This is a genomic window from Mycobacterium sp., assembly GCF_032162605.1.
Classification (GTDB): Bacteria; Actinomycetota; Actinomycetes; order Mycobacteriales; family Mycobacteriaceae; genus Mycobacterium.
Map to the genome: position 1 here is coordinate 1 of NZ_JAVROT010000239.1, position 12,911 is coordinate 12,911.

Annotated in this window: 13 protein-coding genes and 1 pseudogene; 7 read left to right on the top strand and 7 right to left on the bottom strand. The window is 66.2% G+C overall.

Going from position 1 to position 12,911, the window contains the following annotated elements; all coding sequences use genetic code 11:
* Positions 1-254: pseudogene (locus QOI01_RS14485) on the top strand (hypothetical protein); the annotation flags it as partial.
* On the opposite strand, the gene QOI01_RS14490 reads toward QOI01_RS14485, so the two are convergent.
* Positions 248-1,177 carry an HpcH/HpaI aldolase/citrate lyase family protein gene (locus QOI01_RS14490; protein WP_526382007.1) on the bottom strand — a complete coding sequence of 310 codons (930 nt, stop codon included), beginning with the start codon at positions 1,175-1,177 and terminating at the stop codon, positions 248-250. The pseudogene QOI01_RS14485 and the gene QOI01_RS14490 sit on opposite strands and share 7 nt — an antisense overlap.
* Before the next feature lie 54 nt (positions 1,178-1,231).
* On the bottom strand, positions 1,232-1,981 hold the full coding sequence (locus QOI01_RS14495; protein ID WP_526382009.1) for a dienelactone hydrolase family protein: 750 nt from the start codon (positions 1,979-1,981) through the stop codon (positions 1,232-1,234).
* A 42-nt stretch (positions 1,982-2,023) separates the two neighbouring features.
* Here QOI01_RS14495 and QOI01_RS14500 point away from each other — a divergent pair, with 42 nt between their 5' ends.
* The 3 genes from QOI01_RS14500 to QOI01_RS14510 are packed head-to-tail and all read left to right on the top strand — an operon-like array spanning position 2,024 to position 4,633.
* Entirely contained in the window at positions 2,024-2,824 is an 801-nt protein-coding gene (locus tag QOI01_RS14500) for a thymidylate synthase (protein WP_526382011.1), read from the top strand.
* Between the two features lie 28 nt (positions 2,825-2,852).
* A complete protein-coding gene (locus tag QOI01_RS14505) occupies positions 2,853-3,392 on the top strand; it encodes a dihydrofolate reductase (protein WP_526382013.1) in 540 nt (179 codons plus the stop codon).
* Complete coding sequence (locus tag QOI01_RS14510; RefSeq protein WP_526382015.1) at positions 3,389-4,633, top strand: winged helix-turn-helix domain-containing protein; 1,245 nt, start codon at positions 3,389-3,391, stop codon at positions 4,631-4,633. Before QOI01_RS14505 ends, QOI01_RS14510 begins: the two co-directional genes overlap by 4 nt.
* A gap of 140 nt (positions 4,634-4,773) precedes the next feature.
* On the opposite strand, the gene QOI01_RS14515 is transcribed toward QOI01_RS14510, so the two are convergent.
* From QOI01_RS14515 to QOI01_RS14525, 3 genes are read right to left on the bottom strand one after another with little or no spacing between them, the layout of a single operon-like run.
* Positions 4,774-5,361, bottom strand: a complete 588-nt coding sequence (locus QOI01_RS14515; protein WP_526382017.1) for a cytidine/deoxycytidylate deaminase family protein — start codon at positions 5,359-5,361, stop codon at positions 4,774-4,776.
* 27 nt (positions 5,362-5,388) lie between these two features.
* On the bottom strand, positions 5,389-6,789 hold the full coding sequence (locus QOI01_RS14520) for an amino acid permease (RefSeq protein ID WP_526382019.1): 1,401 nt from the start codon (positions 6,787-6,789) through the stop codon (positions 5,389-5,391).
* Between the two features lie 23 nt (positions 6,790-6,812).
* A complete protein-coding gene (locus tag QOI01_RS14525) occupies positions 6,813-7,727 on the bottom strand; it encodes a proline iminopeptidase-family hydrolase (protein WP_526382021.1) in 915 nt (304 codons plus the stop codon).
* A gap of 89 nt (positions 7,728-7,816) precedes the next feature.
* Between QOI01_RS14525 and QOI01_RS14530 the strand changes: the two genes are divergently transcribed.
* From QOI01_RS14530 to QOI01_RS14540, 3 genes are read left to right on the top strand one after another with little or no spacing between them, the layout of a single operon-like run.
* A complete protein-coding gene (locus QOI01_RS14530; protein ID WP_526382023.1) occupies positions 7,817-8,584 on the top strand; it encodes a FadR/GntR family transcriptional regulator in 768 nt (255 codons plus the stop codon).
* 47 nt (positions 8,585-8,631) lie between these two features.
* Positions 8,632-9,534 (top strand): 4-hydroxy-tetrahydrodipicolinate synthase, encoded by a 903-nt coding sequence (gene dapA, locus QOI01_RS14535; RefSeq protein ID WP_526382025.1) that lies wholly within the window; start codon positions 8,632-8,634, stop codon positions 9,532-9,534.
* Entirely contained in the window at positions 9,531-11,270 is a 1,740-nt protein-coding gene (locus tag QOI01_RS14540) for a ribonuclease J (RefSeq protein WP_526382027.1), read from the top strand. Before dapA ends, QOI01_RS14540 begins: the two co-directional genes overlap by 4 nt.
* Positions 11,271-11,280: 10 nt before the next feature.
* On the opposite strand, the gene QOI01_RS14545 is transcribed toward QOI01_RS14540, so the two are convergent.
* Positions 11,281-12,153: an SAM-dependent methyltransferase gene (locus QOI01_RS14545; protein WP_526382029.1), complete on the bottom strand. Its 873-nt coding sequence runs from the start codon at positions 12,151-12,153 to the stop codon at positions 11,281-11,283.
* Between the two features lie 3 nt (positions 12,154-12,156).
* On the bottom strand, positions 12,157-12,911 hold a 755-nt coding region (locus tag QOI01_RS14550), incomplete at its 5' end, for a mycofactocin-coupled SDR family oxidoreductase (protein ID WP_526382031.1).

Consider the following 12,911-nt stretch of genomic DNA (forward strand, 5'->3'; position numbering starts at 1 on the left):
TGATCGCGGCCGTCGACAAGAACCGGTCGCTGCTCGAGGTCGCCCAGTCCTACCGCGGCAACTGGCGCGACATCGTCGTCTTCGTGTGCGCGGTGCTCTTCACGATCATCTGGTGGAACGTGAGCCATAGCCGCAGCAACTGGCTGGTCATGTTCATCGTGATGATCGTCGTGTCGATCGTGGCAGCCATGTATGCCAGCCGCGGAATCCTGCGCGCGCTGCGGTCATTCAGCCGCCACCGCGACGGTCAGTAGTGGTAGGTGTCCGACGGCGCGGGCACGTGATCGGGGTCGTCGCCGAACTCGGACGAGTGGATGCCGTACGCCTTCGCCAGGTCCAGGATCTTGGTGGCACGCGCGATGCGGGGTAGGTCCGAACCGTTGCGGATCTCGCCGCCGTCGCGCTGGAATTCTTCGAAGAACTCTCCTGCCCAAGTGATCTCGTCCTGGGAGGGGGACAGGCCTTCATTGACCGACGGACACTGATCGGGTGTCAGGCAGATCTTGCCGGTCATTCCGAACTCGACGGAGACGGCGGTGGCCTCGATGAGCTTGAGCGCGCTCGAGCCGATGGTCGGCCCGTCGATCGCGCTGGGCAGGTGGGCCGCCTTCGCCGCGATCGTGAAACGCGACCGCGCGTAGGCAAGAGTTGCCGGGTTGTCGCCGAAACCCGTGTCGCGGCGGAAGTCGCCGATGCCGAAGGCCAGCCGGAAGGTCCCCTTGGTCGCGGCGATCTCGGTGATGCGTTCTAGTCCACGGGCGGTTTCGACGAGGGCGACGATCGGTACGTCGGGCAGCCGCTTGGCCGTCTCGATGACGTGATCCACGGATTCGACCATCGCCAGCATGATTCCTCCGACCGGGGAGTCGGCCAGCATCTCGAGGTCATCGGCCCACCAGCGGGTGCCGAAGCCGTTGACGCGGACCCAGTCGGCGTGGCCTTCACCCAGCCACCGCTGCACGTTGTCGCGGGCGGCGGGCTTGTCCTTTGGTGCGACGGCATCCTCGATGTCGAGGACGACGATGTCGGCGCGCGAGTGCGCTGCCGGCGCGAACCGGTCGTACTGCGCGCCGTTGACCAGGAGCCAGCTTCTGGCCAGTACCGGGTCGATGCGAAACCCGGGGTCCGAGGGGTCCTGATGGGAACCCGGGTCATTGCCGGTGGCCTGGTCATACACGGGTCAATCGTCGCCTACCGGGTGAGGACGAGGCAAAACGGGTCGGAGAAGCACTCAGCCCAGCTTCGCGCCGAAGAAGCTCTCCATCGCCTTCCAGTGCCGCTCGGCGGCGTCGGGATCGTAGATGCCCGCGTGATCGGACACCGCGAACCCGTGGGCCGCGGGATAGAACTCGATGGTGTGCTCGACGCCTGCTGCGGTCAGCGCCTTGTCCAGGGTCTCGGCCTGTTCGGTGGTGAACGACTTGTCGTTCTCGGCGCCCGCGACGTAGACGGCGGCGCGGATCTGGTCGGCCAGTAGGTGCGGGCTGCCCGGATCGTCGGACGCGAGGCCACCGCCGTGGAACGACATCGCTGCCGCCACTCTCTCGGGGACGCGGCCGGCTACCACCAGGGACGTCCGTCCACCCATGCAGTACCCGGTGGTGCCGAACGCGGTGCCGCTGACTTCCGGTCGGGATTCGAGGTAGTCGAAGAATGCCGCCGCGTCACTGGCCATTATCTCTGGGGTGATGCTGCCCATCATCGACATCAGGCGCGTGCGTTCCTCGGGATCGCCGAAGGCGGTGTTGATGTCGAACGGCGCCCAGTCGCCGGCCCGGTAGAAGATATCCGGCACCAGCACGGCGTAGCCATAGCCGGCCAGCTTCTGAGCCATTTCCTCGATGACCGGACGCCGTCCCGCGGCGTCCGGGTACATCACGACGCCGGGCCACGGTCCGCTGGAAACTGAGCCCCCAGGCGTGGCGAGCGTGACCGGACACGTTCCGTCGGACGTGGTGATGGTGTCGGTGATCGTCGGCATGGCCTCCGTTCTACTCCACGCCGCTGGACGTAAACTGACCGAGTGCCGCTTCCGACGCCCTACGAGGATCTGCTGCGGCTCGTTCTCGAAACCGGTACGCCCAAGTCCGACCGCACCGGCACCGGCACCCGCAGTCTGTTCGGCCACCAGCTGCGCTACGACCTCGCCGCCGGGTTCCCCTTGATCACCACCAAGAAGGTGCACCTCAAGTCGGTGGTCTACGAACTGCTGTGGTTCCTCCGCGGTGACTCCAACGTGCGGTGGCTACAGGAGCACGGCGTCACCATCTGGGACGAATGGGCCAGCGAGACAGGCGATCTCGGCCCGGTTTACGGTGTGCAGTGGCGGTCCTGGCCGACTCCGTCGGGTGAGCACGTCGACCAGATCAGTGCCGCACTCGACCTGCTCAAGACCGACCCCGACTCCCGGCGCAACATCGTCTCCGCGTGGAACGTCGGCGAGATCCCGCAGATGGCCCTGCCGCCGTGTCACGCGTTCTTCCAGTTCTACGTGGCGGCCGGCAAGTTGTCGTGCCAGCTGTACCAGCGCAGCGCGGACCTTTTCCTCGGCGTCCCGTTCAACATCGCCAGCTACGCCCTGCTCACGCACATGATGGCGGCCCAGGCAGGCTTGGCGGTCGGTGAGTTCGTGTGGACGGGTGGCGACTGCCACATCTACGACAACCACGTCGAGCAGGTGAGGTTGCAGCTGAGCCGCGACCCGCGACCGTATCCGGAACTGGTTCTCGCGCAGCGTGATTCGATATTCGACTACACCTACGACGACGTGGCGATCGTCAACTATGACCCCCACCCGGGCATCAAGGCCCCCGTGGCCGTATGAGGTTTGCTTGCAGAACCGAATGTCGGGCATGACGGTAGGGCTGATCTGGGCCCAATCGACCTCCGGGGTCATCGGCCGCGACAACGGCATTCCATGGCGGCTACCCGAGGATCAGGCCAGGTTCAAGGAAATCACTCTTGCCCACACCGTGGTCATGGGGCGTCTCACCTGGGAGTCCCTGCCCGCGAAGGTCAAGCCCCTGCCGGGGCGCAGAAATGTCGTAGTCACCCGGCAAGCTGACTACGTGGCAGACGGAGCGACGGTGGTGAGCAGCCTCGAGGCAGCGCTCACCGGTGCCGGGGGTCCCCCCGCTTGCGGGGGAGAGCGAAGCGACTCGGGGTATGTCACCGATGACGAAACCTGGGTGATCGGCGGTGCGCAGATCTACGCGCTGGCCCTACCGATGGCCACCCGATGCGAGGTCACCGAAGTCGACGTGACGTTGCCCAGGGAGCGCGACGACGCGGTGGCGCCGGTGCTCGACGAGGCGTGGGTCGGCACGGAGGGCGATTGGCTGACCAGCGCCGCCGGCATCCGCTACCGATTCCTCAGATATCAGCGAACATGATCCTCACCGCTGATCAGGCGCGCCGGGTGGCCGTCGCCGCGCAGGGTTTCACCGAAGCCAAACCGCTTGGCGTGCTCAACCGTTCGCACCTGCGACGGCTGATCTCGCGCATCCAGGTGCTGCAACTCGATTCGGTGTCGGTCGCCGTACGCGCCCACTATGCGCCGGTGTTCAGCAGGCTCGGTCCGTATGACCGCAGCGTCCTCGAACGGGCCGCATGGAACCACTCTGCTCGCTCACCGCGGTTGCTGGTCGAGTACTGGGCGCACGAAGCCGCGTTGATGGCGGTCGACGACTGGCCGCTGCTGCGCTGGCGGATGCGCGAGTACACCCACGGCCGGTGGGGCACCGAGATCGTGAGGAAGAACGGAAAGCTGGCTGACGACGTCATCGCCGCGGTCGCCGAGCTGGGGCCTAGCACCGCAGGCCAGATCGAGGCGCACCTGGCGTCGGAGCCACGCGGTCGCAAGGGTCCGTGGTGGGACCGCAGCGATACCAAGTGGGTCGCCGAGGCGTTGTTCGCGTCGGGTGTGCTCACCACTGCCACACGGGTGGGGTTCGCACGGCACTACGACCTCACCGAGAACGTGCTGCCACCCGACGTGGTCGCTCGCGAAGTCGATGATGACGACGCCGTGCGCGAACTCGCATTGCGCGCGGCGACGGCGCTGGGGGTGGCCACCGAAGCGGACATCCGGGACTACTTCCGGCTGGGCGCCAAGCAGGCAAAACCCGCGATCGCCGAGCTGGTGTCCGCCGGTGAGCTCGAAGAGGTCGGCGTCGATGGCTGGACCGCGCAGGGGTACCTGCGCGTGGGACAGAGCGTGCCGCGCAGCGACCGTGGCACCGCGCTGCTGTGCCCGTTCGACCCGCTGATCTTCTTCAGGCCCCGCGTCGAGCGGCTGTTCAACTTCCACTACCGAATCGAGATCTACACTCCTGCGCCCAAGCGGCAGTTCGGCTACTACGTGTGGCCGTTCCTGCTCGACGGCCGGTTGGTCGGACGCGTGGACCTCAAGGCGGAACGCACGCGCTCCGACGGATCCACAGCGTTGCACGTCGTCGGGGCCTTCACCGAACCCGGACAGGACCCGGTACGCGTGGCGACGGCGTTGGCGGTCGAACTGCAATCGATGGCGTCCTGGCTGGGGTTGACCGACGTCACGGTGGGGGAGCGCGGTGACCTGGTGCCTGCGCTGTCGCGGGCGCTGGGGCGGCTCGGCATGGCGCCGGTTTCGTGATAGGGCGCGTTGCCGCTGGTGATGCTCGGCAGCCCCCTGGGGCCGCACGTTTCGCCACGTGGGAGCTGCCGGGAAGGTGATACCGCCAATGATGTCGCTTTATGGACCGGGTACGCGCGGCCGGTCGAGCACGGCCAGGCTCAGCTCAGCGGAATGTCGTTGTCGCCCTTCGATTCCTGGTACTGCTCCGACAGTGCCTGATACCGGTCGCGGATGCGCTGCTGTTTCGAGCGCAGCCGGCCGCGCAGTGGCTCGTCCTCGGTTTCGATCAGCGTAGGGATGGAGTACGCCGTCCAGAACGCGTTGGCGCGCCGGTAGCCGCCGGGCTCCAGCCCGAACAGCTCCTTGAGGATCACTAGATCGTGTGGGATGGCGAAGCTGTCGCGGGAGTCCTCGTGGCTGTAGAAGTAGTAGTAGTTGTCGAACCCCGCCCAGGTGATCGCCGACATGCATAGCGTGCAGGGCTCGTGGGTGGTGAGGAAGACCAGTTCAGGAACCGGTGGTCGGTCGCGAAGCTCGTAAAACTGGTTCAGCGAGTTGATCTCACCGAGCAGGAGTGGGTAGACGGTCTCGTCGTTCGTGCTGGCGATGACCAGCGACAGATCGGACTTGCGCAGGATTGCCGCGCCGAACACCTTGTTGCCCGTGGCCACGGCGCGTTCGGTGAGCGGAAGGATGTCGTCGTCGATGACGTCGAGCAGGCGAGAAGCGATGGTCGTGGCTGCCATGGCTCACCTTAAGGCCTGCACCCGAGATCAGCCCTTCGTGGACTGTTCCTCGGCCAGTTCCGGAACGCCCTTGCCGCGAAAGACGTTGACCGCGAACACCACCGCGCCGATGACCAACCACACCAGGCCGCCGACCTTGGCCAGTGAATCGGCGTTGAACAACACGTAGCCGATGATCAGGAAACCCAAGGTGGGAACCACCAGGTGCAGCAGGTAGTTCTTCGACTTCTGGCGCACCAGGTAGTACCAGACCACCGAGACGTGCAACAGGCAGAACCCGAACAATGCGCCGAAGTTGACCAGAGACGAGATCAAGCCGATCTGTCCGACGAAGAACAGCACCAACACGACGCTGAGCGCGCTGACCACGAGGATCGCGGAGATCGGCACCTTGCGGCTGCTGATCTTGGACAGGAAGCTGGGCAGTTGGCCGTCGCGGCTCATCGAGTAGAGCAGCCGACTGGTGGCGGCCTGGGCGGCCATCGCGTTGGCGAACCCGACCGCCATCACGTTGACCGCGAAGAACGCGTTCATCCAGCCCGTGTTCGAGGCCGCCTGGACGAGGGTGAAGAACGCGTTGCCCGCCTCGTCGTCACTGAACGACTCGCGGCCGCCGGCGAGCAAGCTGGCCAGCCACGTCTGCGAGATGAACAGGAACGCCACCACGAAGAGCGCGATGATCATTGCCCGACCTGCTGGGTTCTTCCGCCCCGTGGACTCCTCGGCCAGCGTCGAGATGCCGTCGAACCCGAGGAAGCTCAAGACTGCGATGGACAGCGCGCTGGCTATCAGGGGTGCGGTCACCGTGCTGGAGTCCCAGATCGGGAGCGTGCTCCAACCCACGTTGGGCAGGCTCTGCCCGTTGATCGCGCGCACCGCGATGACGACGAAGATCACGACGAAGACCAGCTCGATGGCCAGGAAGATCCGGTTGGCGATCTTCAACGAACCGATCCCAGCAAGGTTGATGATGGTGTTCACGACGACGAAGACGATCGCCCACAACCACCGTGGAGTGCCGGGGAACAGACCGACCATCGACTCGGCCGCGAAGACGTAGAGCAGCGTCGGAACCAGCAGGTAGTCCAGGAGTATCGCCCAACCGGCGAAGAAGCCCAGGCTGGGGTGGACACCGCGACCGACGTAGGAGAACACCGAGCCGGCCAAGGGGAAGGACTTGGCCATCTGCGAGTAGGCCAGGGCGGTGAAGACCATGGCCACCAGCCCGATGACGTACACCAGCGGCACCATGCCCGACGCGCTGTTGTAGACGGTGCCGAAGATGGCCCACGGCGCGATGGGCACCATGAAGACCAGCCCGTACACCAGCAGGTCCACGGTCGACACCGACCGGTTGAGTTCTTGGGTGTAGCCGAATGATTCGAGGCTGCGCTGGCCGGTTGGGGCGTCCGTCTCGGGGTTGACCATGCAAGTGTCCTATCGATCGAGGGTCAGGCCCGGGCTGGGGCGGGGTCGTGGCCGGCGAGGAACGCGGCGATGACGGCGCGGAACTCCTCGGGTTTCTCCAGGTGGCTGCAGTGGCTGGCGTCTAGGAAGACGTGGCTGCGGGCGTCGGAGATCCGCTCGACGAACGGGCGCCATGTCGCGGGGGTGGCTTCGTCGTACTCACCGGCGACTACGAGCGTCGGCACGAGGATGCGGTCGAGTCGGTCGATGACCGTCCAGGACTTGAGTGTCCCGAGTACGTGAAACTCGTTGGGCCCGTTCATGGTGTGGTAGACCGTCGGCTCCGCCGCCATCTGCGCTTCGCTGTCGAGGAAGTCTTGGGGCGTGGGCGTCAGGCGGCAGACGTGGCGTACGTAGAACTCCTGCGTCGCCGCGAGGTACTCCGGGTCGGTGACGGTGGCTGCAGCTTCGTGCCGATCCAGCGCGTGGCGCGTGTCCTCCGGCAGCTCGGAGCGCAGCAGGGCGGCGGCGGCCATCCACAGCTCCATGGACGCGGGAGAGTTGCAAATCGACAGGGACGCCAGCCCCTCGGGTTGGCGCACCGCGATCTCGGCGCCGAGCATGCCTCCCCAGGACTGGCCCAGCAGGTGGTAGCGGTCGATACCCAGTTCGGTTCGCACGGCGTGGAACTCGTCGACGAACAAGGCCGGTTCCCAGAACTCGCGCGGCGCGTCGGGCAGGTGGCTGCTGTGACCGCAGCCGATCTGGTCGTAGTGAATGACCGTGCGTCCGGTCTCGTCGGCCAGTTCGGCGATGTTGCGCACGTAGTCGTGCGCCATCCCTGGTCCGCCGTGCAATACGAACAGGGGACGAGCGCCGGATTTCGGCACCTCCGGAGTGGTGATCCGGACCCACGTCTCAAGGTCCCGGAACGGCACGGTGCGGGTACGAATGGGCACGGCGATCAGAATGGACCCCCAATGGTCTCGCTGCAAGACCAATTGGAACGAATTAACATTCCCGTATCGACGAGAAGGGGAGCGCACCGATGGCCGACCACGTCGCCGCGCGGCCATCGGGCATGCTCGCCCGCCAATTGGCGATGCCTTCGCGCGTCGACGAGATCACCGACAGGCTCGTCACGGCGATCGCGATCGGGGAGTACCTGCCCGGCGCCCGGCTACCCGTCGAGCGTGACCTCGCCGCAGCACTGGGCGTCGGACGCATGACGGTCCGTGCCGCACTGGCGCGCCTGGTCGAGCGTGGACTGCTCGAGACCCGCCGTGGACGTGGCGGCGGGTCCTACGTCGTGGACCAGTGGCCCGAGTCCTCCACCGAGGCGGTCCGCCGCACGCTGTCGATGCGGCTGGCCGAACTGCGGGACCGGTGTGATGCGATCGCCCGGTTACACGGTGCGGTGTGCAGGGCCGCCGCGGATGCCAGGACGACGGAGGACGTGGCCACCCTTCGTGCCGCGCTGGAGGAGTACCGGACCGCGAGCACTGGATTGGCAGCCCAGCAGGCCGACAGCAGACTGCATCTGGCGATCATGGACGCCGCCCACAATGCAGTGCTCAAGCAGGTGCTCGTCGACCTGGAGGCATCCATCAGCATCGGCGCGCCGGCGCACCTGTGGGGCGAGCCAATCACCATGCGTGAGATGGAGTTGCGGTCCCTGGGCGAACACGAGGAATTGATCGACGCGATCGTAGACGGCTGCGCCGACGATGCCGATGCGGCGGCCCGCGCGCACGTCGGGATCGACTTCGAGAACATCTCCACGGCGATGCGTCGAGCGGGCATGCTGACCGACTGAGCGCAGGTGCTCATGAACGCCAGGGTTGAGCGGGTAATCTCAACCGCGTGAGCACCAGTGGTTTCGACTCCCATGCACGCTTGGGCACCGTGCTGACTGCCATGGTGACGCCGTTCGGCCCGGACGGCTCGTTGGACCTGGCCACGGCCAAGGCACTCGCGAAGCGCCTGGTGGACGCCGGATGCGACGGCCTGGTGGTCTTCGGGACCACGGGCGAGTCTCCGACGACCTCCGACGACGAGAAGATCGCGCTACTCGGCGCGGTCCTGGAAGCGGTCGGCGACCGCGCCCGGATCATCGCCGGAGCCGGCACCTACGACACGGCGCACAGCGTGCACCTGGCAAAGGCGTGCGAAGCGGAGGGCGCGCACGGGTTGCTGGTCGTCACCCCCTACTACTCGCGACCGTCGCAGGCCGGGCTGATCGCCCATTTCACCGCCGTTGCCGACGCGACCGCATTACCCAACGTCCTGTACGACATCCCCCCGCGCTCCGCGGTGCCGATCGAGTGGGACACCGTCCGCGCCATCGCGCCGCACCCGAACATCGTCGCCATCAAGGACGCCAAGGGCGATCTGCACGGAGGCGCGATGATCATGGCGGAGACCGGGCTGGCGTACTACTCGGGCGACGACGCGCTGAACCTGCCGTGGTTGGCCATGGGCGCCACCGGATTCATCAGCGTCTGGGGTCACTTCGCCGCTAGCCAATTGCGAGAGATGTTGTCGTCCTTCACTTCCGGAGACATCGCGACTGCCCGCAAGATTCAGATCGCGCTCGGCTCACTCAACGAAGCACAGAATCGACTCGGGGGCGTCACGATGTCCAAGGCAGGACTTCGCTTGTTGGGCTTGGACACCGGTGAGCCCCGGTTGCCGCAGATTCCCGCGACGGCCGAACAGGTCGAAATGCTGGCAGCAGACATGCGGGCCGCCGGCGTGCTCCGATGAAGGTCGCCGGCGGGCCTGCTCCGGCTACGGGCGACCCCAGCGGGACGGTTCCGTCGGCGAGCCCCGCCCTCCTGCCGCCAGGACCACTGGCAACCGGCGGACTCCGGGTGACCGCGCTGGGCGGTATCAGCGAAATCGGCCGCAACATGACCGTTCTCGAGCATCTCGGTCGACTGCTGATCATCGACTGCGGAGTGTTGTTCCCAGGACACGACGAGCCAGGGGTCGACCTGATCCTGCCCGATCTGCGTCACATCGAGGGTCGCCTCGACGACATCGAGGCGCTGGTGTTGACCCACGCCCACGAGGACCACATCGGCGCCATTCCGCACCTGTTGAAGCTGCGATCCGACATCCCCGTGGTGGGATCCAAGTTCACCCTGGCCCTCGTGGCGGCGAAGTGTCGTGAGCACCGCATCAAGCCGGTGTTCATCGAGGTCGCCGAGAAGCAGAGCAGCCAGCACGGCGTCTTCGAGTGCGAATACTTCGCGGTCAACCACTCGATCCCGGACGCCCTGGCCATCGCCGTCTACACCGGCGCAGGCACGCTGCTACACACCGGTGACATCAAGCTCGATCAACTGCCGCTGGACGGTCGGCCCACTGACCTGCCCGGCATGTCGCGGCTCGGCGATGCCGGTGTCGATCTGTTCCTCTGCGACTCGACCAACGCCGAGATCCCGGGCGTCGGACCGTCGGAGAGCGAGATCGGGCCGAACATGCACCGGCTCATCCGCGGCGCCGAAGGTCGTGTGATCGTCGCCTGTTTCGCCTCCAACGTCGCTCGCGTGCAACAGATCATCGACGCATCGGTAGCTCTCGGCCGCAAGGTGTCGTTCGTCGGTCGGTCAATGGTGCGCAACATGGGGATCGCCAAGGACCTCGGCTTCCTCACGGTCGACGACGACGACGTGGTCGACATCGCCGCTGCCGAGATGCTTCCAGCGGAACGCATCACGCTGGTCACCACCGGCACCCAGGGCGAGACCATGGCCGCCCTGTCGCGGATGTCGCGGGGCGAGCACCGCAGCATCACGCTGACGCGGGGTGATCTGATCATCATGTCGTCGTCGCAGATCCCTGGCAACGAGGAGGCGATCTTCGGCGTTCTGGACTCACTGGCCAAGATCGGTGTTCGCGTCGTCACCAACGGCCAAGTGCGCATCCATGTTTCGGGTCACGCCTACGCCGGCGAGCTGCTGTTCCTCTACAACGGGGTGCGGCCGCGCAACGTGATGCCGGTGCATGGAACGTGGCGACACCTGCGGGCCAACGCCGCGCTCGCGGAGAAGTCGGGCGTGCCCGCGGAGAACATCGTCGTGGCCGAGAACGGCGTCAGCGTCGACCTGGTCGCGGGCAAAGCGTCGATCTCGGGCGCGGTACCGGTGGGCAAGATATTCGTCGACGGTCTGGTCACCGGCGACGTCGTTGACGCCACGTTGGGCGAACGCCTGGTGCTGTCCTCGGGCTTCATCGCGGTCACCGTCGTCGTTCGTCGGGGCACGTGCAAGATCGCTGCTCCGCCACACCTGCACTCACGCGGCTTCTCAGAAGATCCCAAGGCGCTCGAACCCGTAGCGCCGCTGATCGACGCAGCGTTGCAATCGCTCGCCGCGGAGAAGGTCACCGATCCCGCGCGCATCGCCCAGGCGGTGCGCCGCACGATCGGCAAGTGGGTGGGGGAGAAATACCGCCGCCAGCCCATGATCGTGCCGACGGTTCTCGAGATCGACTAGGTCTTCTCTGCTAGGTCTTCTCTGCGTAGGCCGACCACTCGATCTGTGACGCGGTGAGGTCGCGCCCCGTCGGCCGAACGTAACGGTCGACGAATTCGTCGGGACCAGCCTGTTCGATCAGCCGCCAGCCGTAGTCGGCCAGGAAGTCCCCGATGCCCTCGGGCGGCAGACCGAACTTCCACAGCTCGCTCTTGACGCGGACCCTTCGATAGAAGCCGGCGGCCCCATACATGTTGGTGCCGTCGATGAAGTCGGAACGCACATAGGTGAAGTCGATTCGGCTGCCCCTGGCAGCGTGGGACAGGTGCGCGAACGTGGCCCGCACCGCGGCCTCGGTCAGGTACTGGGTGACGCCCTCCCCCACGAAGAAGGTGCGACCGGAGGGGTCGTAGCCGTTTGACGCGAGGACGGTCATCAGGTCGTCGCGCTCGAAGTCGACTGGTACCACCCGCACCGAGGCGGGTGGTGTGCCGAAAACCCTTGTCAGAACTACCTTCTTGCGATCGACGTTGATCGGCTGGTCGACCTCGAACATCGGTATGTCGCTGTGACGGGCGAGCCGGTAGGCACGGGTGTCGAGACCCGCGCCCAGCACCACCACGGCGTCGACGTCGCTCAGCGAGTCGCGCAGATTGTCGTCGATGTAGCGCTTGCGGCACGCGAGATTCGTCCACAGGCCGGGTCCGGACCGCTCGGACGCGGCGATCACCTTCCGCCGAAGTGGCGCCCAGCCGGTCGCGCGAACGAACGCCCGCAATGGCGTCGGGAGGAACGCCGTTGCGAGATCGTCGTCGACCAGCCTGCGGGCAAGCGGCTCTTGCTGCTCCACCGCGGAGATCACCATCGGTCCGAACGCCGTGCCAGCCGCAGGGTGTCGCGCCACGAGTCAGCGCTTGTTCACGTAGCCGTCGTCGACGGGCAATGCGACCCCGGAGATGTGCTTGCCCGTGTCGGACACCAGCCAGGCGACTGTATCCGCGATGACTTCCGGCTCGACCGTTTCCATGTTCGCGGCGCCGGCCATGTCCAAGGATCCCTCGTCGCCGCCTGCCATCTCGTTGAGCCACTGCCGCGTGAACTCGTTGTCGATCATCGGTGTCCGCACCCCGGCGGGATGGATCGAGTTGACCCGGATGTTCTGCGGGGACAGGAGATTCGCATAGGAGCGCATCAGTCCGACGACGCCGTGCTTGGCCGCGGCGTAGCCGATGGAGCCGGCGAACGGAGAGGCTAAGCCGACCAGTCCCATCACCGAGCTGATCAGCACGATCGCGCCGCCGTTGCCTGCCTTGATCATCGGGCGCATCGCGACGTCCACGGTGTGGTGGACACCCGTGAGGTTGACGTCGATGACGTCGTGCCAGGCGTTCTCACCCGCCATCGGGGCGATGCCGGCGTTGGCGATCACGATGTCGAGGCGGCCGCCGAGCTCCTCGACCCCCGCCTTCAACGCGGTCTTGAGCGAAGCGCGGTCGCGGACGTCGGCTTGGCTGGCGACGATGCGGCCGCCGATGTCCTGGACGAGTTTCACCGTCGCAGCCAGATCCTCGGGGGTGGCCATGGGGTAGGGAACGGAGGCGATCTGGTCGCACAGGTCGACGGCGATGACGTCGGCGCCCTCAGACGCCAGTTTCACCGCGT